Origin of the sequence: Vibrio sp. NFR (assembly GCF_027587095.1) — a bacterium.
Taxonomy (GTDB): Bacteria; Pseudomonadota; Gammaproteobacteria; order Enterobacterales; family Vibrionaceae; genus Vibrio; species Vibrio harveyi.
In genome coordinates this window covers 242,427-264,116 of the sequence record NZ_JAPPTN010000008.1, presented here as the reverse complement: position 1 = coordinate 264,116, position 21,690 = coordinate 242,427, and the positions used below count along the sequence as shown (strand labels likewise).

Here is a 21,690-nt window from a genome sequence, read left to right as displayed (position 1 = left end):
TGTTGCTGTTGCTGTTGCTGTTGCTGTTGCTGTTGCTGTTGCTGTTGCTGTTGCTGTTGCTGTTTCAGTTTCTCCTCTACAACCGACAGGTTCTTTTTCGCAGCATCAAAGTCAGGTTTTTCTTTGATTAACTGTTCGTAGAGTTTTTCTGCATCTTCCAATTGCCCGTTTTGGGCAAGTGCGTTCGCAAGGTTATAACGCCCATTCAAACTTGGGTTATTTGAGAATGCTTCAATAGCGCTTTCATAGTCGCCCGCTTGATAACTTGCCGCGCCTTTCCAATTTGGATCGGTAAAGGTACTTTGCGCTTTCTCAAACTCACCTTGCTGGTAGAGTTGCTCACCTTTCTGATTTTGGTTTAGGAAGGCATTAGCTTCTGCTTTCGGCGTCCAAGTCATTGGCAATACTGTTGCGATGAGTACCCAAATCATGCCGCGTCGAAAGAGCAGAGCGGCAGGAAAAAGCAACAAAGGTAGCAACCAGAAACCACCATTCAAGCGAGAATCGGTTTTGACATCGTCACTTTGTTTCGCACCTAGGCTGTGGCTAGCGTTGTTGGTAAAGGCTGCGATGTTCTCAACATCACGGTTATTGTGCTGAATTGGCACAAACAGTCCGCCGGTTTCCTTTGCTAGCTTTTGCAAGTTTTTTAAGTTTGTTTTGGCTACCACAGTATTACCTTGTCGGTTCTTCATTAATGAACCGTCAGGCAAGGCAATAGGCGCACCTGTTGCTGTGCCGATAGCGAGTACTGACACACGGATGTTTTTGCCGTTAAGCAATGCCAATGAGCGAGAAAGCTCGGTGTCATCTAAATCGTCCGCTAATAGAACGATATCACCTTGACTCACGCCTGCTTGAGTGAACTGGTTCACTGCTGTTTCAATTGCTGATGGTAAGTTAGAGCCTTGGTAGGGCATTAACTCAGGAGACAAGTTTTCGATAATACCTGCAAGTGTGCTGGAGTCTGTCGTGAGTGGACTAAGTGTATAAGCGTCACCAGCGTAGGCGACCAAACCAGTGGAGCCTTCTTTCCATTTCGGCAGTAAATCCAGTGCCTTATAGCGCGTTTGTGACAGTCGATTTGGCTTCACGTCCGTTGCGTACATAGAGCGTGACATGTCCAGAACTAGCACTCGATTTTGGCTCAACTCAAAGCTTGGGCGAGTGTTGGTTTGCCAACTAGGACCTGCCAAGGCGATACATGCTACTGCCCAAGCCACTCCCCATACTGCAAAGTAATGTTTGGTTTTGACTGAATGACCAAGCATCTTTGCTAAATGAGGAGCAATTAATGATGACTTTTTCGTTCTGTACTGACTATTAAGGGCAAGCGCGACAGGAACGACGAGCAAGCCTAGCAACCAATATGGGTGTAAGAAAGTAAACTCAGCCATGTTTTCTCCTTACTACAAACAAGAACACGGAAAGTGCAAGTGCTGCGCCTAGTGGATAAGGGAACCATTCCGACTGAGGACGCCAGGTTTGGGTTTCACTAGAGACTGGTTCTAGTTGGTTAATGGTGTCGTAGATCTTTTCAAGTTCTTTAGCATCACGCGCTCGGAAGTACTGACCACCTGTCATTTCTGCGATCTTTGTAAGTGTCTGCTCATCAAGATCTGAAGCCGTATTTACTTTGCGCGTCATGAAGAAGTCTTTCACCATCATTTCGCCAGCACCTACGCCAACGGTGTAAATAGTGGCATTGTATTTTTTGGCAATCTTAGCCGCTTCGATAGGATCGAGAACTCCCGATGTGTTGCTCCCGTCACTAAGCAAGATCATGACACGTTGTGGCGCATCACTATCGACAAAGGTTTTTGTTCCTAGACCGATACCATCACCAATCGCGGTGCTATTGCCCACCAAACCAATTACGGTTTGGTTGATTTGTTGCATCACGGTTTTGCGATCTGCTGTCAAAGGCGTTTGCAGATAAGCGTGGTCACCGAATAAAACCACACCTAAACGATCACCTTGGCGCTTTGCTACGAAGTCGGATAAGACTTTTTTGACTGCGGTTAGGCGGTCGATGTATTCGCCATTGTAGTTCATGTCTTCTTTCTGCATTGAGCCAGATAAGTCGACCACTAACATCATATCGCGGTACTTGGGTTGGAAGTCGACCGGATCGCCATACCAAACGGGGCGAGCACAGGCGATGACCAATAGAGCCCATACTCCAACAGACAGGGCTTTTTGTACCAGTTGCTTTGGTTTACTGTTGTGCTGATTATCTGGCAAATACGCCAGTTTAATTTCAGCTTGCTGAGTCTCTTCAGGGAAGAACTTAAAAATTAGCCAAGGTAGGGGCAGTAATAGCAGTGCCCACCACCAGACAAACTCAATGTTCATCCACTGAGAAAGGCTCGAAACGAGAGTTGCCTCAGTCACGAGTTTTTGCCTTTTTCTTTGGTGGCAATGCGGTCGAAATCCAGAAAGTGCAATCATCAATCAAATCCTGATGTTGCTCTTGACCAGATTTTTGATACAGCGCCGCTTGCCACTGTTGTTGTTTGTCGACGAATCGAGTTTCTTTGGTGTAACTATCAAGAAACTCGTACCAAGCAGAGCCTGTTAATGGCGCGATGTCTTCACGAGGGAAGTAACTCAAAGCTGCTTGACGAAGAACCTCTAATGCAGAAGAAGGCGTATGTGGTGTTATTGGGTTGGTTAACAGTTTCAATGCGGTCTTCTTTGCAACAAGACGCTTTGAACGCCACTTTAAGTACAGTGCGACAATTAAGATGGAAAGAATTACACCGCCCAAAACAGCCCACCATCCCCAAGCGAGTGGGAACCAATCAGGTGCATTAGGTAGGATCAAAGGTTCAAGGTTTAGGCTTTGGTTATTCGTTGTCATTATTACTACTGCTTGAATGATTTGTATGTTGTTGCTGTTATTAGCTTAATTGCTGAACCAGCGGTAACCCGCTCGATAGGCTATTAAACGGAATTGCCATGGAATGACATTGTTGTTTGATTGCTTGCTGATGTTTGACAAAGTGAGACTCTAATTCCTTACGTTGTCCCTTTGAGCCGAAGTTAAACCATTGACTACGGTGTCCATCAGACGCTTTTGCTTGTCCTCTAAAGTCAGTTTCGCCTCGCTCTAGAGGATCATAAAACTGCACTGCACGAACACTGTTGTGTTGTTTTAACCGACGTAGTTGAACCAACTCTTTCTCTTCAACTTGAGCAAAATCACTCAGCAGAATCAGTTCACTGCCTTTCGGAGTGAGGTTGTGCAGCGTTTCAATTGCACTCATGTATGGCAACGTGCGTGTGCTGGCAGCTTGTTGATTTGTAAGTAATTGATTGTGAGTATTCACTATCGCGTCAAGAATTCTCAGCCCTTGCTTTTGTAAAGAGGAAGGGCGGAACTCAATGCACTGGGAACCATCATCAATCACCGCGCCAATGCGGTCTTTCTTGGCTAATGTTAGCCAAATCAAGACGCTAGCGAAGTGCGCCAGTTGAACCGATTTCAACACGTATTGCGATCCGAAGTGCATACTAGGACTCAAGTCGATGTACAAAATCACCGCTTGTTCTTTGTCTTCAGCAAACAACTTGGTGTGCGCTTTTCCCGTTCGAGCAGTAACTCGCCAATCGATGCTGCGGATATCATCACCCGCTTGGTATTGGCGCACTTCCATAAAGTCCATACCACGACCTTTTTGACGGCTGGTATGATTACCGCTCATTTGTGACCAAATACTCTGGGCTGGTGGCAACCAACGAACCGATTGAGTGCGATATTGAAGCAGCTCTTCTAGGGTCAATGTCACCCCATTCGCATGAGGTGGCAATGTATATGATGCAGACATGTCACCTACCTACGTTATGCGCTACCTACAAGGCTAAGAAGTTTGTCGATAACCTGGTTCGCTGTAATGCCTTCTGCTTGAGCGTGGTAGCTAAGTAGAAGACGGTGGCGTAGCACAGGGTAGGCCATGGCTTGAACATCTTCTGGTGAGACGAAGTCACGACCTGCTAGCCATGCATGAGCGCGAGCACAACGGTCAAGGGCGATTGTCGCGCGTGGGCTCACCCCCATAGACAACCATTTTGCTAATTCTGAGTCGTAGTCACTTGGCTGTCGAGTTGCCATAACAAGACGAACGATGTATTGCTCAATCGCATCTGCCATATGGATATTGAGTACTTCTTTACGCGCAGTGAAGATGTCTTCTTGACTTAAGCTTGGACGCTCAACCGTTGCTTCACCTTTTGCCTCCCCACGGTTGATGCGCAAGATCGCCAGTTCATGCTCTGCATCTGGGTAATCTACATCAAGGTGCAACAAGAAGCGGTCGAGCTGCGCTTCTGGAAGTGGGTAAGTACCTTCTTGTTCAATCGGGTTTTGTGTCGCCATCACCAAAAATAGCTCTGGTAGGGCATAGGTGTTTCTTCCCGCTGTCACTTGCTTCTCAGCCATTGCTTCAAGCATCGCAGCTTGCACTTTAGCCGGCGCACGGTTGATCTCATCGGCAAGGATCAATGAGTTGAAAATTGGACCAGACTGGAAGGTAAACTCGCCTGTTTCTGGACGGAAGATATCGGTGCCCGTCAAGTCTGCTGGCAGTAAGTCAGGTGTGAACTGAATTCGGTGGAAATCACCTTCTACACAATCCGACAGAGACTTAACCGCACGGGTCTTAGCCAACCCTGGAGGACCTTCAACCAAGATGTGCCCATCGGCAAGTAGAGCAATAAGAAGCTGTTTAACGAGATCATGCTGACCAATGATCTGAGACTCTAAGTAGCTTTGAAGAGTTTCGAAGTTTGTTTTGTGCATTTTTTGGACTCTCTGGGTATCCATATGATTCTTGTTTTGAGTATTGGTCACTTTCTCAAGGGGAAAAGTTCCAGTACGTCCGCGTAATTTATCTTTTCAATATTGGGGCGAGTAAAGTGATTGCAAGCCATTGAAAAGCGTGAATTACCTTACTCGACAGTCTGTTACATCACATTTGCATAATTTTGTGAGAATTTTCTCTAGTTTTGTAGGGGGAGGTCGATATAGATTTCATGCCGTGCATACCAAGCTTATATGCACCTAGTTTTACTCTGTTCAGAATGCAGATAATAAGTGATTCTTTTAAAGGTCCAGATATGTTGAAACTTAATTCCCTGAGTATCAAACAGAAGGTTGTCATCGGTATTACTTTTGCCGTTCTTGCTTCTACAATTATTGTCGGTGTGATGGCTCAGCGTCATGCACGTGAGGTGCTAAGTCACCGCTTAATCGACATTGAGCTGCCTGCTATGTTGCAGCAAATTAATACTGAAATTGACCGCGAAGTTGTACAGATGCAACAAGCGGCAAAACAACTTGCTACTAATGAATTTGTCGTTGAAGCCCTATCAACGACAGAGCGTAACCCATCAGTAGAAGCACAACTTGTTCAACAGCTTAACAATGTTAAATCCCAATATCAGTTGAACGACGCTTCCGTTGCGAACCGACAAACGGCTTACTACTGGAACCAAAATGGTTTCCTGCGTCAACTTAACCACTCACAAGACGCATGGTTCTTTGGGTTTACTTCTTCTGGTCAAGATACGTCAGTTAGCGTATTCCAAGAAGCGAATGGCGACGTGAAAATGTTTGCCAACTACCAAGACGTAAACGGTATTTCGATGTCTGGTCTGTCTAAGTCGATGGATGACATGGTATCGCTACTTAATGGATTTAAAATTGAGAAAACGGGTTATGTGTTCCTAACAAATAGTAAAGGTGACATCCAAATCCATCGCCAACAAGGTAAGAACAAAACATCTATTAATCAATTGTTCGGCGGCGCAGCATCTCAATTGCTAAATAAAGGTCACTTTAATCTAGTTACGACTGAGTTCGAAGGGCAAGACATGTTTGTGTCGAGCCTATACGTGCCGTCAATGGACTGGTTTGTTGTTGGTGTGGTTCCTGTGAATGAAGTGTTTGCTGATCTGGATGCAACCGCAGAGAAAATGTTGTTCACAACAGCAATCGTGGCGCTGATCTTCATTGCGATGGGTGTTCTACTTGCCAACAGCATTACTAACCCAATTCGTCAAATCGCTGACCGCTTCACTGACCTCGGTGAAGGTGAGGGTGATCTTGCTCAGCGTATTGAAATCAAAGGTAACGACGAAATCGCTCAGCTATCAAAAGGCTTTAACGGCTTTATTGAGAAGATCCACGCTACCATGAAAGAAGTATCGCTAACCAGTGGTGCGCTAAGCCAAGCAGCAGACAGTGTTTCAAGTAAGGCAACATCTACGCACGATAATAGCCAAGAGCAACGCGACCAAACTATTCAGGTAGTAACAGCGATCAACCAAATGGGTGCGACGATCAGTGAGATCGCATCTAATGCGGCAACAGCGGCAGATACGGCAAACCAAGCGTCTGATAACACCCAAACAGGCCGTCAAGTCGTAACGCAAGCAAAAGAAGTGATCAGTCGCCTTGCTGGTGATGTGGAAACCACAAGCATGGTGGTCACTCAACTTGCGACAACGACCAAAGACATTGGCTCAATTTTGGATGTGATTCGTGATATCTCTGAGCAAACCAACTTACTTGCGCTTAACGCTGCGATCGAAGCTGCGCGTGCGGGTGAGCAAGGTCGAGGCTTTGCTGTGGTAGCGGATGAAGTGCGTAATCTTGCGTCACGAACTGCTGATTCTACTGAAGAGATCCAGAAGATGATTAACCAACTTCAAAGTGATGCTCAAGATGCTGTGACAGCAATGGAAGCGGGTAAAGCGGTAACGTTTGAAGGTGTGGCATCAACAGATGAAGCCGTGGATGTTCTGATGAATATCTCTGAGCGTATCGCCGATATTTCAGATCGAAATACGCAAGTCGCGACAGCAACAGAAGAGCAATCAACCGTTGTACATACCATCAACCAGAACATTGAAGAAATTAACGCTATCAATGAAATGACCACTGCGACGGCAGAAGAGTTGGCTGGCGCAAGTCGAGATCTACAAGAACTGTCATCTCGCTTGGATAAGATGGTTGGTAGCTTCAAGCTCTAGAGTTGGATAGAATAGACCTAGTTTACAAGTTTAACGACTCGATATTTAGGTAAGTACTATGAATGATTTCGAAAAAGAACTAGAACTGATCTCACAAGAAGCCGGTGACGAGCCTGAAGTGAAGCTACCATCTCTTGAAGAACAACAAGAAATCGTAGCGGAACTGAAGAAGCTAGAAGCTGAAGGAAAGCTGACACCAGAGGTTCTTGAGCAATACTTTGGTAAGTTCAATCAGAAAAATTCAGTGCCAGTTCACTAATAAAGAGGGAGTTTTATACTCCCTTTTTTAATACCCGCCATTTAACTCACCCTATTAATCTATTTATTAATCAACAGATTAATCCTTGTTACTACTTTTTTTCATACTTGACAATACTCCCGCTGTACCTAAATCTATTGCTTATTTCAATCAAAATGATTAAGGACTGCAAACGAGATGGAGCACAAAGATATAAGGAACGTAATTTTAATTACTGAGGATAGCTTGCAGTCTTCATTGTTGAGAGATGTTCTTGAAACCAAACTCGGTATTAATGTCTTTCTGATAGCCCCTGAAAAGCTCACCAAGCACACAATTCCATTGGAAGCAGTCTCCGCTATATTACTCGATTATAGTGTTATGACTGATGAAGTCTTCTCTCGTTACATGGAGTTTAAAAAAGCAGAGCTAAAAGATGCCATTGAAGTTCTGTTAAATTGTGACAAATCGATTTCAACGGAAGAGCTATTTGTATGGCAGACACTCGCGGGTATCTTCTACACATCGGACGATATCAGCACATTACAGGCTGGAATTGGCAAAGTATTACAGGGTGACATGTGGTTTAGCCGTAAGTTTTCTCAGCAATACATCACCCATCTGCGCAGACATAGCAGACCAGTTAATAAGAGCGTGTCCGCAATTTTGACCAAAAGAGAGCAACAAATCATCACCTTCCTTTCTATGGGGGCTTCGAATCAACAGATCGCAGAGCAACTATTTGTGAGCGAAAATACTGTTAAGACTCACCTCCACAATATTTTCAAGAAGATTGATGTAAAAAACAGAGTGCAAGCATTAATTTGGGCTAAAGAAAACATTTCAGGTTTATCGATTGCCGTATAAAACTTATAGGGATTCCCCTTTCTAGCCTTAGTTTGCGAGTCAGATCTTATATAGATATTTGATATGTAAAAAGTGTTTCTTTTATGAGAAACACTTTTTTTGTTTATGATTTTAACGAAATTGCAATTCAAAAAAGTAGGAAATAAACATACTCTAGCGACTAGCACTTAGATATGAGACCAAGTGCTGATTAATAATTATTAAATTTAGAATGAAACGTTAGTGAAAGTATGAGAAACATTATGGAAAACAATAAGGATAAGCCTGAAATCCTAATGATCACTCAGCAAAGTTTACAGAGTGAAAACTTCAAGGAGATGCTTTCTAAGAATACCGAAACCAAGATTACGATTATTGATAACAAGAATCCTAGTTACCACGAACTTATTCCAGAGAAGTATTTTCTACTTGTTGACTTTTCTATAGATACTCCTTCTGAAACTTTAGATTATTTAAAAAATAATGAAAAAGTACTAGGAACAATAATGCTTAACCTTGGGCATGAGCTTCAAATAGAAGAGTTGGCTGCGTGGCCTTTCGTGAAAGGGATTTTTGGTCCCAATGATTCTATGAACAAGTTATGTCAGGGCTTAGAGGCAATTATAAAAGGCGAAAACTGGTTATCACGTCGACTGTTAGAACAGTTACTTACTTATTACAAAGATAAGGAAGTGAATCGAATTATTGAGCCAGCTATAGAAGTGGAGTTAACCCGACGAGAAATACAAGTGCTACAGATTTTGAAAGAAGGTGGCTCAAATATGGAAATCGCCGATTCTTTATTTATCAGTGAACATACAATTAAATCTCATCTTTATAACATTTTTAGAAAAATTGAAGTAAAGAATCGAACCCAAGCAACAAGCTGGGCAAAAAGAAATCTTTAGTACTACTAGTAACTCTTTGTATTGGATAAAGAATGTTGAAGAAAGTATGAGTTAATATTTTTTTGATAATTGAGTCAGCTTTAAATCTCATCCCATATTCAAACTCGCTCCTTTGAGGTTATTTATTAGACTTTTTATGTCTGAAATTGAGTCGTAGTCCAGACGTGAAAAGGTCTATTCAAAAATAAAGCCAAGAGGGAACAATAATGAGTATAAATCATACGCACAACGGTGATTCAGGTGACAACCATAAAACTGACTTTGATGGCGGCAACGACATCTTTGTTGGATTTGGTGGCAATGACTCCTTTGTTGCGGGCGGCGGCAATGACTACGTCGTAGGTGGCGCGGGAGACGATCGTCTTATTGGCGGTGCCGGAGATGATATTTTGAAGGCTGGTGAAGGCAATGATTACTTGGGCGGAGGTACAGGTAATGACAAATTGCTAGGGCTATTAGGTGACAACAAGCTTAACGGTGGTGTCGGTGACGATACGCTTCTATCTGGTTCAGGTGACAATGTGCTGATCGGTGGTACTGGCGCAGATAAGTTTATCTTCACAGATAAGTTTGGTGGTCATGGTGAGGCGAAGGTCGTTGATTTCACTATTGGTGAAGATTCACTTCATATCGTCAGTGATTCAGTAACATCATATGAAGATCTGACGTTTACTTACGATGCGAACGGCAGCGCAGTGTTCACGGACGGTGCAGACTTAACTGTGAAACTAATTGGCGTCACGCAAGAAGATATCGAGTCATACGGAAGCGACTTATTCATTATCTAAGTCATTCTATTGGGCGCTAGATTACTAGCGCCCACGTATCAACATATGTGGATGTAATCGTGCAAAATACGGTTTTCAAAGAAGTTAAACAGAAACTGTGCACGCTCACAGGTTTGCTGATTGGCTTTAGTTTATTTATAAATTTATTAGTACTTTCAATCCCTTTGTACATGTTGCAGGTGTACAATCGTGTAATCTCTTCCTATTCCATTGATACGCTTTTCTTATTAACGGTTATCGTACTTGCAGCGCTACTAACCATGTCGTTTATCGATATTGCTCGCGCTCAAATGAGTAAATCCTTCGGTTATTGGATAGATTCAAAACTGTCGGTATTTATGCTTAAACGCAGTATTCAATACCAAGCCCACACGGGTAAAAGCTACACCTCTCAAGTGCTGAGAGACATTCAAAACATCAAAAGCTTTTTAAGTAGCCAAGCGCCATACCCTTTACTTGATGCTCCTTGGACCCCCGTTTTCATTTTATTCGTTTATCTGCTGCACCCTATGTTGGGTCACATAGCCCTAGGTGGCTCTATTGTGCTGTTTAGTTTGGGGTTAATTAATGAGCTTGTGACACGCAAAACCTTACAAGAGAGTGAAGTTCGTTCGATTTCCCATATCAATCAAGCAGAAGTCGCGACTCAAAACTCAAACTCAATCATTGCGATGGGCATGATGAATGCCTTTTTAGAGCGTTGGTATTCTAGAGTGAATGAATCCAACCAGTTGGAGCAGCGTGTGGCGGGTAAATCGATCTACCTTGCTAATTTCTCCAAGTTTGTTCGAGGCTCATTACAAATTTGTTTGTTAGGTGGCGGCGCATGGTTGGTAATCCAGCATGAGATCACTGCAGGCGCGATGATTGCGAGCTCAATTTTAATGAGTCGAGCATTATCACCGATGGAGCAAGCGATCGGCACTTGGCGCAGTGCAATGTCGGCAAAAAACGCTTACAGCCGTCTGTTTGAAATAGACAAGATTGTCAAACACGATGAGTCTGATATGCCTTTGCCTCGACCTAAGGGGCACTTCGAATTGACAGGTTTAGCCTATCGCCATCCTGGTGCAACGGAGCCAGTTTTGTCTGCCATTACGCTGTCTATCCCTCCCGGTGTGTCTGTTGGCGTAATTGGTCCTTCAGGCACTGGTAAATCGACCTTTGCTAGATTGCTCCTTGGTAATATCAAGCCTCTTGCGGGCAAAGTGACGTTAGATGGCATGGAAGTCTCTACATGGGCTTCTGAAGATCGGGGAGCACATTTCGGTTACTTAGCACAAGAAGTGGAATTGTTTCCTGGGACTATTCGGGAAAATATTGCGCGTTTCAAAGACGAAGACCCCGCTAAAGTGATTCAAGCCGCTCAGCTAGCTGGTTGTCATGAGCTCATACTAAAGAAAAACAAAGGCTATGATTTCATGGTCGGTGAAAATGGACGAGGTTTATCGGGTGGAGAACGCCAACGAATTGCTTTAGCCAGAGCCGTTTATGGTGACCCTTCGGTCGTTGTATTTGATGAAGCAAACGCAAACTTAGACGGAGAGGGGGAAGCGGCGTACCAACGCTTGATTGCTCACCTTAAATCCCAAGGTTCTACCGTGATTGTGATTGCCCATAACCCAAGCACGTTAAGGCAAATGGACCGATTGCTCTACTTGGCTGAGGGGCGCGTGAAGCTGTATGGAGCGAGAGATGAAGTTCTTAAGCGTTTAATGGGTGAAGAGAGAACAGATATACCGAGGGTGCGAAATGAGCAATCAACTGCCAACCGTTAACGAATTAGCTGCTGAAAAGGTGGTGCGCTTTATGCCATCTTCGGAGCTTCGTTTAAAAGGTCCCATTTTGCTTGGCGTACTTACACTATCGCTATTTTTAGGTGGGCTTGGTTATTGGGCGGCGACGTCTAAGCTTGAGAGTGCAGCTATCGCTTATGGTGATCTTTCTGTATTGAGCAAACGACAAGAGATCCAACATCTAGAGGGGGGCATTATTGAAAAGCTCTACGTTCAAGAAGGCGACTTGGTTGAAAAAGGGCAATTACTTATTCAGCTCTCGCAGCGTCAAGCTAACGCTAAGCTGGACTCTGTTGGCGGTCAGTACATCCACACTATCGCAAAAGAAAATCGTCTCAATGCAGAGTTGGATGAGCTTCCAGAGATTGTTTGGTCGCAAGATCTAACAATGTTCGTGAACAGTGAGATTGTTGCCGAAGCAAAGTCTGTTCAAAACAAGATTTTTGAGGCAAGAAAACGCTTTTTTAACAGCAAGTTAAACATCATTGCGCAGAGTGTTTCCGGCGCGAGTTTGGAATTGGATAACCTTAAGGAAACCAAAGTAATTGAGAGGGAGCGCCTCAAATTTATCGAAGAGGAAATTGCGAGCAATCAAGCTTTGGTACAGAAAGGGTTTTCAGGTAAGTCAGCTTTATTACAGCTAAAGCGCCTTGCTGCAGAAGTACGAAGCACCTTAAGTCAGCTTGATCGCCAGTCTCTCACCGTCAGCAAGCGTTTGGATGAGAACCAAGCTAAAGTTGAAGAGCTAAAACTTGAACGGCTCAATGAAATCGTAGAAGAGTTGCGTAACACTAAGAAAGAGATCGTTTCAATTCGTGAGGAGTACCGTTCGGCGAAAGACGTTGTTGCGCGTACTGCCATTGTTGCGCCAATCTCTGGCAGAGTGGTCAACATGCAAGTATTTACCGAGCAAGGTGTTATCGGCTCTGGTGAAACCTTATTGGAATTGGTTCCTCAAGACGATAAGTTGTTGGTGGAAGCTCGAGTAAGCCCTCAAGATATTGATTTGATCAGTCCAGGGCAACATGCTCAAGTGCGTTTAACGGCTTTAAATGCAAGAACACTTGCACCGCTAGATGGCACAGTATTAACCGTCTCTGCTGATAAATTATCTGAGCAGAATCAAGATGACTTTTATCTCGCTCGTATTGCGCTGTCTCAAGACGATGTTGCGAAGCATAGGCTGACATCTGGTATGAATGCAGAAGTGTTGATTCTGTCTGAACCGAGAACACCCCTAAGTTATTTGGTTAAACCATTAACGGAGAGTATGAATCGCGCATTCCGAGAAGATTGATGGATAGCTTCTGTTTGAAATCTCATCACAGTGTTTACACAAATAAATAATCCACTACGCCAGTCACATTTTGCGACGTTGTGATGTGCTTTGATGCGCTTTTATTTTGGTGAGATGAACGATGAGAACAGAAAAAGAAAAAATGCTGGCAGGCGAGCCATACGATGCTTGGGACCAAGAGCTCTACCAAGCGCGAATTGAATGCCGAAAGGTTCTGCAAAAGATTAACAACAGCATTCCTGATACGGATGAATGGCGAAATGCGATTGATGAATTGATCCCTGATTCTGAAGGGGCGTACCTTGAACCGCCATTTCGGTGCGACTACGGCTCAAACATTAAAGTGGGTAAAAACTTCTATGCCAACTTCAATTGCGTGGTGTTAGATGTCGCGGAAGTCCACATTGGGGACAATGTTTTGTTTGCTCCTAACGTGCAAATTTACACTGCGGGTCACCCTCTCGATGTCAGAGGACGCGTGGAAGAAGGCGTTGAATTTGGCACGCCAATTACGATTGGTGACAATGTATGGCTGGGGGGCGGTGTGATTGTTTGCCCTGGTGTCACTATCGGTGAGAATTCTGTTATTGGGGCGGGTAGTGTCGTGACAAAGGATGTCCCAGCGAATGTTGTAGCCGCTGGTAACCCATGCAAAGTAATTCGTTCTATTGAGCAGTAAAGGCGAAGTAAATAAACTAAAAAGCGCAAATAGACAAAAAGTACAAATAAACAAAAAGCCGACTCTGAGTCGGCTTTTTTGGGGTTCTCATTCTGTGTTCAAATAGACACTCGAGGTCTAAAGCATACTGGAATGTACTTGTTGACCTTGTTCGGTCAGTGAATAAATACGACCGTCTTCCTTGATCACCAAACCACTATTGACCAACTGTTTTAAGTGGAAATTAAACTTGGTGTGATCCTCAATACCCACCACTCGACATAGATCCATAAACTTCATTTTACGATGGATTTTAAGTTGCTTGATTACCGAGCGGCGAATTGGGTTGGATAACGCACTAAAGATTTGGTCATGCTTTCTTTCATCAAGAGGGGATTTTGGTGAGCGTTCAGCATGGACGCGCTTTAAGGTGACCGATAGTGCAGCGAGGTTAAAAGGCTTAGTGAGAAACTCATCTGCCCCTTTTTTCATAGCGTCGACAGCAACGTCAACAGTAGCAAATGCCGTTGTGATGATAATACCAATGTTGGGATGTTGACGTCTTAAAGTGGAGAGAGCTTCAATACCTGTCATCCCAGTCATCACCACGTCGAATAGCGCTAAGTCAAAATGTTGCTCGCTAGCAATATCTAACGCATCCTCTGCATTATCACATGCGATGACTTCAAACGATTCCAAGGTTAATGCCTCAACGAGGACCTCTCTCAATTCTACATCGTCTTCTGCAAGTAAGAGTTTTAATGTCATTCAATGTTCCTTGGTAAGCGGATTTCAACTGTTAAGCCTGTTACCTGATCACTCTTCTTCGAGTTCCTCAAGTTTAGCTCGCCACCGTGTTGTAAGATAATTTGATTACTGATAGCCAGTCCCATTCCCGTACCTTCTCCCCGAGGTTTTGTGGTGTAGAACGGCGTCTTTGCTTTGGCGATTTTGTCTTGTGGCATCCCTGTTCCCCAATCCGAAATTGAGAGTGTTGCTACGAGTTTGTCTTGATAAGTTTCGATATAAATCTGTTTATGTTCTTGGCTTGCATCGATAGCGTTGCCGATGAGGTTTGTTACCACTTCTTCTAACTGGCCCGCATCGCCTCGCACACTCAATTTGTCGTCTAGTGATGTACTGACAATAAAGCCTTCTAAGCGGTATTGATTGAGAGACAAAGCATGTTCCACAACCTCTTTGAGCGAAACCACCTCACGTCGTATTGGCTTATGGTGAGCGTAGTTAAGTACTTCGTGGCTGATCTCTGCGGCGCGCTCAAGACCCTGCCGAATTCGGGCCAGTTGTCGATGAGTTGCTTCGTTATCCGGCAGCTGCTTTTCCAATAAATCGCAGCTCATGGTTGCGCTGGAGAGTGGTGTTTTAATCTCATGTGCAACCGCTGAGGTCAGTTCACCAAGTTCTTTTAATTTAGCGTCTTGTTGAGAGAGTTGGATATGACTTTCAAGCTGCTTGTTCTTTTCATCGTCAAATACCCTGAGGGCAATCCAAAGAGTGCACAAGATAGAGAGCGCACACACCATTCTAACGATCAGCACCCAAAGTCCTAAATCAACCGTCAGCGCGCCAGCGGCAATGCCATAAGCAACGAGAGAAAGCCCCGTCAGCTTAAAAGGCAGTGAAGCGCCATGACCTTCTTTTTCAAGAATATTGGCGTAGCTCATCATGGCTAGGCCAGAGATGACTCCAGAGCCTAAACCAAAAATCCAGCGTACTTGGTTAGCGGTGTTATGGACATAAATGGCGTATTCTTTGTTGCCGAAGCGGTAAACCAAGCTAACGATAAATAGAACCAGAACCGCAATCGCGGCGTATTTGATGTACTTGACCTTCTTCCAGCTGGTCAGATCTAGCATCTTCCAAGCGAAAGCCCCGAGTGCAATGAATGAGAACAAGAGCTTAAATACTTTGAAAGTCTCTATGCCTTTAGTCAGGGTAAATTCGTGTTCATACATCACCAAGTAAAGTTCGGACCATTCATGGAAGCCGTGGATGAAACCAAATAAAGCCAGAATGGGCAGAGCAGAAGCAATAGCAATGCGACTTTTGCGTAGATCTCGAAACAGAATCGCAAAAAAGATGGCGAAGAAAGCTAAGCCATAGAAGAGGTAAATTTTGAAGATGAGTAACATATCCATCATTTGAGTCTAAAGGACTCCTTACCCTTCATCAATATTTAAAAATTGCAATCTTATTATTTTGCATTGCATACATATTTCCTTAGAAACGTCCTTATCTATATAGATTTCATATGATGTTTGTGAATTTTTCTTATCATAAATTATTTGCGGGAGATAATTGTTATTCACACTGAGCTGTTTAACTTATTTCTTTAATAAAACTGTCATATTAAATTTCTAATCTCAACGCGTCGATTGATTAGTACCGATTGACTGTTTATTTATTTCAATACCTAGTTTTACTTGAACACTAAAACTAACAGGGCTAATTAAACATTGGTTTTTAATTAGCCCAAATTTCTCACTAAATTATATCGGAGATATATTGTGAAATTTATGAAATCAGCTCTAGTGTCTTCAGTTCTGGTTGCAGCATCATTTGGCGTTGCTGCTAAAACAACGATCAACGGCGCTGGTGCGACATTCCCTCATCCAATTTATGCGAAATGGGCTGAGCAATACCAGAAGGAAACGGGTGTTCAGATTAACTACCAAGCTATTGGTTCTGGTGGTGGTATTCGCCAGATTACAGCAAACACAGTGGACTTTGGTGCGACTGACGCGCCACTGACTATCGAGGAGCTGAACAAAGAGGGCATGATTCAGTTTCCAATGGTGATGGGGGCAATTGTTCCTGTGGTGAACATTCCTGGTATTGATGCTGGAGAGGTGAAACTAACAGGTAAAGTTCTCGCAGATATTTTCCTTGGTAACATCAAAAACTGGAATGATCCTGCGATTGTCGCACTCAATAAAGATGTCGACCTACCTAATCAACCTATCTATGTTGTCCACCGTTCAGATGGTTCTGGCACCACCTACAATTTTACGGACTACCTCGACCGTGTAAGCCCCGAATGGCATAAGTCTATTGGTGTTGGCAAAGACATTACATGGCCGAAAAAAGCAACAACCATTGGCGGGAACGGCAATGCCGGTGTAGCAAACTTTGTTAACCGTACCCGAGGAGCCATTGGGTATGTAGAGTATGCGTTTGCTAAGCAAAATGATCTCGCCTATACACAAATGCAATCTAAAGATGGCAAGTTTCTAAACCCAGGCATGGACACTTTCCAATCTGCAGCTGCCAATGCTGATTGGGATAATGCTCCGGGTTACCACTTATTGTTAAACGACCAACCGGGTGCAAACTCATGGCCAATGACAGCAGCGACGTTTATTCTTATGCATAAAGAGCAGGCGGATGCGAACAAAGCGAAAGAAATCGTGAAATTCTTTGAATGGAGCTATAAACAAGGTCAACTTGCAGAAGAGTTGGATTACATCCCAATGCCAAATAAAGTCGTTAACATGGTTAATGAGACTTGGAAAGAGGGTTTGAAATCTAACGGTCACACGATTATTCAATAATTAATCAAGTAGCCTGATAAGTAATATATTTATCAGGCTACTATATAAAATATTATGACTACTTTAGCTATTAAAAGTAAAGTGAACGGCGATTCGGTTTTTAATAAGCTGAGTTTTGCTAGTGCTTTATTAATTTTTGTAACTTTAATTGGTATTTTATTATCTCTTATTGAAGGTGGTTGGCCAGCCTTTAAGGAATTTGGTCCAGGCTTCATTTTTAGAGATATTTGGGATCCCATTAACGGTCAATTTGGCGCTGCCTCAGCAATTTATGGCACGCTGGTTACTTCTTTCATCGCTATTGTTATTGCTGCACCGATTGCGTTAGGTACGGCTGTATTCCTTGCTGAGTTAGCTCCTAAATGGTTGAGTCAACCAGTAAGTAAAGCCATTGAACTGCTTGCTGCTGTACCAAGTATCATCTACGGCATGTGGGGACTGTTTGTCTTCGTTCCTTGGTTTTCTGAAGGTTTCCAAATGTGGGCCGGTGTGCATTTGGTCGATATCCCTTTGGTAGGTGGTTGGTTTAATGGTCCGCCGATTGGGATAGGCTTATTGGCGGCGGGGATCATCTTGTCATTTATGATTCTGCCTATCATGACTTCTTTAACGCGTGACGCATTGAAATCCATTCCGGATGTCCTCCGTGAAGCAGCATATGGAACGGGAGCGACACCATTTGAAGTCATCACCAAGGTGCTTATCCCTAAAGTTAAGAATGCAACAGTGAGTGCTGGCATTTTAGGTCTCGGTCGCGCTCTCGGTGAAACCATGGCTGTCGCCTTTGTTATTGGTGGTGCGAGCCGTATTGAATTTTCATTCTTTATGCCAGCAAGCTCCATTTCTTCGACGATTGCTCAGCAATTTAACGAGGCAACAGATCCAATCCATATCGCATCGTTAATTGGTCTGGGAGTGGTGTTGTTTCTTATCACTTTCTTTGTGATGGGTTTTGCTCGTCGTTTGTTAAGGAAGTCATCATGAATAGCAGAAAATTAAAGAACTTTAGCTTTCTAACATTTTGCACTTTGTCGGCAGCGTTCGGTGTCTTCGTTCTCGCGAGCATCTTATACACCTTGATTGGTGAAGGAATAAAGGGCTTGAGCTTCGCTATCTTCACCGAGTTAACGCCTGGTCCGGGCAGTGAAGGTGGCTTAAAAAATGCCATTGTGGGGAGCTTAATGCTGACTGGCTTGGGCATTCTGATTGCTGCACCGATTGGGGTTCTTGCGGGCACGTGGTTGGCAGAAGCTGATAAAGAAAACACAGTGGCCGAATCGCTGCGCTTTCTTAACGGTATGTTAATGAGTGCTCCCTCTATCTTGGTCGGGTTGTTTGTCTACGCCATGATTGTGGTACCGACAGGCGGTTATTCTGGATGGGCAGGTGCCATCGCATTAGCCGTTCTCGCACTACCAGTGATCGTTGCTTCAACGGAAGAGATGCTACGTTTGGTTCCGCCAACGTTGAAAGAAGCGGGAAGCGGTGTAGGGGCGCCTAAATGGCGAGTGATCACCCAACTTAGTTACCGCGCCGCAGCTCCGGGGATTATCACTGCCATTCTTTTATCCATCGCTCGTATTTCTGGGGAGACGGCACCGCTTTTGTTTACTGCGTTAAACAGTAGCTTTATGACGACCGACATGAGCAAACCGATGGCAAACTTACCAGTGACGATATACCAATTTGCTATGAGCCCTTACAGCTCATGGCAAGAGCTGGCATGGGCTGGCGCATTGATTATCACCAGTTTTATTTTGATTGTTAACGTACTGGCGACGTCGTTGCCGCAATTATTAAAAGCGAGAAGAGCATGAACACGGCAACATTAAATCCAGTCAGAGCAAGCATGAATGAATCCACTATGAATACTTTGGTACACAGTGTTAGCGCCAACGATGTCTCAGCAAGTTTGACTCATCGTATGGACATTCAAAACTTAAATTTTTACTACAACAAAGGCTCTGATGCAGCGTTGAAATCCGTATCAATGCCAATCTATAAAAACCGAGTGACGGCACTGATTGGTCCATCGGGCTGCGGTAAGTCTACACTGCTTCGTACGTTAAATCGTATATATGACTTGTATGGGCATCAGTACGCTGAAGGCGAAATCTTACTTGATGGTGAGAGCATCTTTAGCAATACGGACGTCAATGAACTGCGTTCCAAAGTGGGCATGGTTTTCCAAAAACCAACGCCATTTCCCATGTCGATATACGAAAACATGGCATTTGGATTGAAGATACAAGGTGCATTTAGCAAAGCCGAAGTTAGAGAGCGTGTCGAGTCTGCACTAAAGCGTGCGCACTTGTGGGAAGAGGTGAAAGATAAGCTAGATGCAGATGCGAATGGTTTATCAGGTGGTCAGCAGCAGCGTTTATGTATTGCTCGAACGATTGCGCTAGAGCCAGAGGTTATTTTAATGGATGAGCCGACTTCCGCGCTGGATCCTATTGCCACCGCCGCCATTGAAACTCTGATAACAGAGCTGCGTGAGAAGTACACCATTGTTATCGTAACGCACAACATGCAGCAAGCAATGCGCATCTCCGATTACACGGGTTTTATGTATCTAGGAAAGCTCGAAGAATTCGGTAAGACTGAAAACATTTTCCATCACCCAGACAACGACCGTACTAAACGTTATATCTCAGGGGACTTTGGATAACGAATAACAACAATAGCGCTGATTAGTCAGCTCGTTTTAGGCACGGTTTCGCGAGGATCGTGCCTATTTTTTTATGCCCTGACACTCTAGAATTAAGGTCATCTCAAACAATGTCATCTCAAACAATTAAGAACGCAGTATGTACAAAAACAAAGTGGTGGTTATTACAGGCGGCAGCCAAGGTATTGGTAAGTATCTCGCGCAGGCTTATTTAGACCAACAAGCGAAGGTCATTGTGTTTGATATTGCCGTAAACCAAAATCCGAGCGTCGAGTTTTATCACGTCGATCTAGGGCAGCCTACGCAGATTGAGCTCGCTTTTGATGAGATCCAACGTGCACACGGTAAGGTTGATATTCTTATCAACAACGGTGCAATCGCTAACTTTAACAAACCAGTTGAACAACTGACTTTTGAAGAATTCTCTCGAGTCATTGATGTCAATCTCAAAGGGGCGTTTGCGTGTTCACGTCGATTTATTGCATTAAACCGTGCTCAATCTTTTGGAAGAATTGTCAACATTGCCTCGACACGTTGGAATCAAAATGAAGCTGGTTGGGATGCGTATGGTGCATCTAAAGGAGGCTTAGTTTCGATGACTCAATCCATGGCGATTTCTCTGTCTGATACTCCCATTACCGTTAATGCTGTAAGCCCTGGTTGGATACAAGTTGAAGGGTATGAAGATTTAGATAGCTTTGACCATCAGCAGCATCCATCGGGTCGAGTAGGTAAGGCAAAAGATATTGTAAATGCGTGTTTGTTCTTAACTCATCCAGAGAATGACTTTATTAATGGACACAACTTGGTTGTCGATGGTGGAATGAGCAAGAAAATGATCTATCAAGACAGTTTGATTGATTAAGCTTACTTTCTTGGGTACAGAAGTGCTCTTCAGTAGAGTACTTCTTATTATTTTATCGGTAGTCGTTTACTTTCCTCTTTATTCTCCTCCCTGTTTTTTGGGTACATTCATTTTCACCGTTTGAAATAGGCATTTAAAAAACTCTTTGCGCAAAAGATGCCGAATGATAATTCCTCTGCTTCGATACACTCTAAAACCAGTGGCGACGATATCTATTTTTCATGCTTCGGGTTAGGACTCATATATTAAAAAACAGTGACATACTTTTTAAAAAGGCGATGGGTTGGGGAAATTATCACCGAAATTGTGATATTGCCCTTAAAACTATATAGGAAATTTCTGAGTTTGTAGTAATGCTCTGTTTTAAATGGATTTATGAACTAACTTTGATATTGACGTCTTGTTAGTTAAAGCTAGGTATAACGATGAAATGGATTTTATTGCTTGTGAGCCACATCTTGTTTGCAGTGGCGGGTTTTGCTGCGGGTATTTATGCACTGCCTATTCTTATCCAACCTGATTCACCAGATGTTTCGGTTGTGTCTAACTCTTCGGAAGGTGTTCTCTACCGTGGCATGTTCGAGCGAAATCGAACAGATAGTGACTTTCTTCATTGGGGAGAAGGGGATCTATGGGTCACTGAAGATACGATTGCTTTTCAAGGAGAATTGGCTCCTGGACCGGATTATAAGCTGTATCTCTCACCAACGTTTGTTGAAACCGAGGCGGATTTTAATCGCTTGAAGTCACAAATGGTGAAGGTGGGAGAGGTGAAAACATTTGACCGTTTTATGGTCACTCTTCCTCAAGATCTGCCCTTAGATAACTACACGTCAGTCATTGTTTGGTGTGAAACCTTTGGTGAATTTATTACGTCTGCACAGCTCAAATCTGTCGCAAAAATGAATCAGAGCTAATACCCAAACAATTTTAACTCATGTCGAATAATAACTGACAGAAACGTGACAAAAGGAGCGTTTCTGTCGCCAGTATCTCGACGCCTGTATTTTGACGGG

The 21,690-nt window shown here is 43.7% G+C and carries 21 protein-coding genes; 14 read left to right on the top strand and 7 right to left on the bottom strand.

Annotation, left to right across the window (positions count from 1 at the left end; translation table 11 throughout):
• From OH463_RS16850 to OH463_RS16830, 5 genes are all read right to left on the bottom strand, one after another.
• The coding region (locus OH463_RS16850; RefSeq protein WP_269991754.1) for a vWA domain-containing protein at positions 1-1,397 on the bottom strand (1,397 nt) is incomplete at its 3' end.
• Entirely contained in the window at positions 1,390-2,394 is a 1,005-nt protein-coding gene (locus OH463_RS16845) for a vWA domain-containing protein (protein ID WP_017818514.1), read from the bottom strand. The genes OH463_RS16845 and OH463_RS16850, both read right to left, overlap by 8 nt.
• Positions 2,387-2,863, bottom strand: coding sequence for a DUF4381 domain-containing protein (locus OH463_RS16840; RefSeq protein ID WP_101959855.1), 477 nt, complete (start codon positions 2,861-2,863; stop codon positions 2,387-2,389). The genes OH463_RS16845 and OH463_RS16840 overlap by 8 nt, the downstream gene beginning before the upstream one ends.
• Before the next feature lie 40 nt (positions 2,864-2,903).
• Positions 2,904-3,830 carry a DUF58 domain-containing protein gene (locus OH463_RS16835; RefSeq protein ID WP_005452842.1) on the bottom strand — a complete coding sequence of 309 codons (927 nt, stop codon included), beginning with the start codon at positions 3,828-3,830 and terminating at the stop codon, positions 2,904-2,906.
• Between the two features lie 14 nt (positions 3,831-3,844).
• On the bottom strand, positions 3,845-4,801 hold the full coding sequence (locus OH463_RS16830; RefSeq protein WP_005452840.1) for an AAA family ATPase: 957 nt from the start codon (positions 4,799-4,801) through the stop codon (positions 3,845-3,847).
• A 317-nt stretch (positions 4,802-5,118) separates the two neighbouring features.
• On the opposite strand from OH463_RS16830, the gene OH463_RS16825 reads away from it, so the two are divergent.
• From OH463_RS16825 to OH463_RS16790, 8 genes are all read left to right on the top strand, one after another.
• Positions 5,119-7,035 carry a methyl-accepting chemotaxis protein gene (locus tag OH463_RS16825; RefSeq protein WP_026138299.1) on the top strand — a complete coding sequence of 639 codons (1,917 nt, stop codon included), beginning with the start codon at positions 5,119-5,121 and terminating at the stop codon, positions 7,033-7,035.
• A 58-nt stretch (positions 7,036-7,093) separates the two neighbouring features.
• The gene (locus tag OH463_RS16820; protein ID WP_005452830.1) at positions 7,094-7,294 is read left to right on the top strand and encodes a hypothetical protein; all 201 of its coding nucleotides are present in this window, start codon (positions 7,094-7,096) and stop codon (positions 7,292-7,294) included.
• A 177-nt stretch (positions 7,295-7,471) separates the two neighbouring features.
• Positions 7,472-8,140 (top strand): LuxR C-terminal-related transcriptional regulator, encoded by a 669-nt coding sequence (locus OH463_RS16815; protein ID WP_005452827.1) that lies wholly within the window; start codon positions 7,472-7,474, stop codon positions 8,138-8,140.
• A 230-nt stretch (positions 8,141-8,370) separates the two neighbouring features.
• Positions 8,371-9,027: a LuxR C-terminal-related transcriptional regulator gene (locus tag OH463_RS16810; RefSeq protein ID WP_017189577.1), complete on the top strand. Its 657-nt coding sequence runs from the start codon at positions 8,371-8,373 to the stop codon at positions 9,025-9,027.
• Positions 9,028-9,233: 206 nt separating this feature from the next.
• Positions 9,234-9,815, top strand: coding sequence for a calcium-binding protein (locus tag OH463_RS16805; RefSeq protein WP_005452823.1), 582 nt, complete (start codon positions 9,234-9,236; stop codon positions 9,813-9,815).
• A gap of 59 nt (positions 9,816-9,874) precedes the next feature.
• Positions 9,875-11,593, top strand: a complete 1,719-nt coding sequence (locus OH463_RS16800) for a type I secretion system permease/ATPase (protein ID WP_005452821.1) — start codon at positions 9,875-9,877, stop codon at positions 11,591-11,593.
• A complete protein-coding gene (locus tag OH463_RS16795; protein WP_005452819.1) occupies positions 11,568-12,908 on the top strand; it encodes an HlyD family type I secretion periplasmic adaptor subunit in 1,341 nt (446 codons plus the stop codon). The genes OH463_RS16800 and OH463_RS16795 overlap by 26 nt, the downstream gene beginning before the upstream one ends.
• Before the next feature lie 121 nt (positions 12,909-13,029).
• Entirely contained in the window at positions 13,030-13,587 is a 558-nt protein-coding gene (locus tag OH463_RS16790) for a sugar O-acetyltransferase (RefSeq protein WP_005452817.1), read from the top strand.
• A 117-nt stretch (positions 13,588-13,704) separates the two neighbouring features.
• Here the strand turns inward: OH463_RS16790 and OH463_RS16785 are convergent, their stop codons facing one another.
• Together OH463_RS16785 and OH463_RS16780 are read right to left on the bottom strand one after the other, a co-directional pair.
• The gene (locus tag OH463_RS16785) at positions 13,705-14,334 is read right to left on the bottom strand and encodes a response regulator (protein WP_005452815.1); all 630 of its coding nucleotides are present in this window, start codon (positions 14,332-14,334) and stop codon (positions 13,705-13,707) included.
• Complete coding sequence (locus tag OH463_RS16780) at positions 14,331-15,725, bottom strand: sensor histidine kinase (protein WP_101959933.1); 1,395 nt, start codon at positions 15,723-15,725, stop codon at positions 14,331-14,333. Before OH463_RS16780 ends, OH463_RS16785 begins: the two co-directional genes overlap by 4 nt.
• A 378-nt stretch (positions 15,726-16,103) precedes the next feature.
• Between OH463_RS16780 and pstS the strand changes: the two genes are divergently transcribed.
• The 6 genes from pstS to OH463_RS16750 all read left to right on the top strand — a co-directional run bounded on the left by pstS (position 16,104) and on the right by OH463_RS16750 (position 21,591).
• A complete protein-coding gene (gene pstS, locus OH463_RS16775) occupies positions 16,104-17,138 on the top strand; it encodes a phosphate ABC transporter substrate-binding protein PstS (RefSeq protein ID WP_029788215.1) in 1,035 nt (344 codons plus the stop codon).
• A gap of 54 nt (positions 17,139-17,192) precedes the next feature.
• Positions 17,193-18,122: a phosphate ABC transporter permease subunit PstC gene (gene pstC, locus OH463_RS16770; RefSeq protein WP_009697019.1), complete on the top strand. Its 930-nt coding sequence runs from the start codon at positions 17,193-17,195 to the stop codon at positions 18,120-18,122.
• Complete coding sequence (gene pstA, locus OH463_RS16765; RefSeq protein ID WP_005452801.1) at positions 18,119-18,955, top strand: phosphate ABC transporter permease PstA; 837 nt, start codon at positions 18,119-18,121, stop codon at positions 18,953-18,955. The genes pstC and pstA overlap by 4 nt, the downstream gene beginning before the upstream one ends.
• Positions 18,952-19,809 carry a phosphate ABC transporter ATP-binding protein PstB gene (pstB, locus tag OH463_RS16760; RefSeq protein ID WP_026000267.1) on the top strand — a complete coding sequence of 286 codons (858 nt, stop codon included), beginning with the start codon at positions 18,952-18,954 and terminating at the stop codon, positions 19,807-19,809. Before pstA ends, pstB begins: the two co-directional genes overlap by 4 nt.
• Positions 19,810-19,948: 139 nt before the next feature.
• The gene (locus OH463_RS16755; RefSeq protein ID WP_017189572.1) at positions 19,949-20,674 is read left to right on the top strand and encodes an SDR family NAD(P)-dependent oxidoreductase; all 726 of its coding nucleotides are present in this window, start codon (positions 19,949-19,951) and stop codon (positions 20,672-20,674) included.
• A 425-nt stretch (positions 20,675-21,099) separates the two neighbouring features.
• Positions 21,100-21,591 carry a DM13 domain-containing protein gene (locus OH463_RS16750; protein ID WP_005452792.1) on the top strand — a complete coding sequence of 164 codons (492 nt, stop codon included), beginning with the start codon at positions 21,100-21,102 and terminating at the stop codon, positions 21,589-21,591.
• Positions 21,592-21,690 lie beyond the last annotated feature (99 nt).

What these genes read in the sequence shown, in the direction of transcription:
- OH463_RS16840 (WP_101959855.1), bottom strand. Translation starts at nt 2,863, where the DNA reads ATGACAACGAATAACCAAAGCCTAAACCTTGAACCTTTGATCCTACCT.
- OH463_RS16835 (WP_005452842.1), bottom strand. Translation starts at nt 3,830, where the DNA reads ATGTCTGCATCATATACATTGCCACCTCATGCGAATGGGGTGACATTG.
- OH463_RS16830 (WP_005452840.1), bottom strand. Translation starts at nt 4,801, where the DNA reads ATGCACAAAACAAACTTCGAAACTCTTCAAAGCTACTTAGAGTCTCAG.
- OH463_RS16825 (WP_026138299.1), top strand. Translation starts at nt 5,119, where the DNA reads ATGTTGAAACTTAATTCCCTGAGTATCAAACAGAAGGTTGTCATCGGT.
- OH463_RS16820 (WP_005452830.1), top strand. Translation starts at nt 7,094, where the DNA reads ATGAATGATTTCGAAAAAGAACTAGAACTGATCTCACAAGAAGCCGGT.
- OH463_RS16815 (WP_005452827.1), top strand. Translation starts at nt 7,472, where the DNA reads ATGGAGCACAAAGATATAAGGAACGTAATTTTAATTACTGAGGATAGC.
- OH463_RS16810 (WP_017189577.1), top strand. Translation starts at nt 8,371, where the DNA reads ATGAGAAACATTATGGAAAACAATAAGGATAAGCCTGAAATCCTAATG.
- OH463_RS16805 (WP_005452823.1), top strand. Translation starts at nt 9,234, where the DNA reads ATGAGTATAAATCATACGCACAACGGTGATTCAGGTGACAACCATAAA.
- OH463_RS16795 (WP_005452819.1), top strand. Translation starts at nt 11,568, where the DNA reads ATGAGCAATCAACTGCCAACCGTTAACGAATTAGCTGCTGAAAAGGTG.
- OH463_RS16790 (WP_005452817.1), top strand. Translation starts at nt 13,030, where the DNA reads ATGAGAACAGAAAAAGAAAAAATGCTGGCAGGCGAGCCATACGATGCT.
- OH463_RS16785 (WP_005452815.1), bottom strand. Translation starts at nt 14,334, where the DNA reads ATGACATTAAAACTCTTACTTGCAGAAGACGATGTAGAATTGAGAGAG.
- OH463_RS16780 (WP_101959933.1), bottom strand. Translation starts at nt 15,725, where the DNA reads ATGGATATGTTACTCATCTTCAAAATTTACCTCTTCTATGGCTTAGCT.
- pstS (WP_029788215.1), top strand. Translation starts at nt 16,104, where the DNA reads ATGAAATCAGCTCTAGTGTCTTCAGTTCTGGTTGCAGCATCATTTGGC.
- pstC (WP_009697019.1), top strand. Translation starts at nt 17,193, where the DNA reads ATGACTACTTTAGCTATTAAAAGTAAAGTGAACGGCGATTCGGTTTTT.
- pstA (WP_005452801.1), top strand. Translation starts at nt 18,119, where the DNA reads ATGAATAGCAGAAAATTAAAGAACTTTAGCTTTCTAACATTTTGCACT.
- pstB (WP_026000267.1), top strand. Translation starts at nt 18,952, where the DNA reads ATGAACACGGCAACATTAAATCCAGTCAGAGCAAGCATGAATGAATCC.
- OH463_RS16755 (WP_017189572.1), top strand. Translation starts at nt 19,949, where the DNA reads ATGTACAAAAACAAAGTGGTGGTTATTACAGGCGGCAGCCAAGGTATT.
- OH463_RS16750 (WP_005452792.1), top strand. Translation starts at nt 21,100, where the DNA reads ATGAAATGGATTTTATTGCTTGTGAGCCACATCTTGTTTGCAGTGGCG.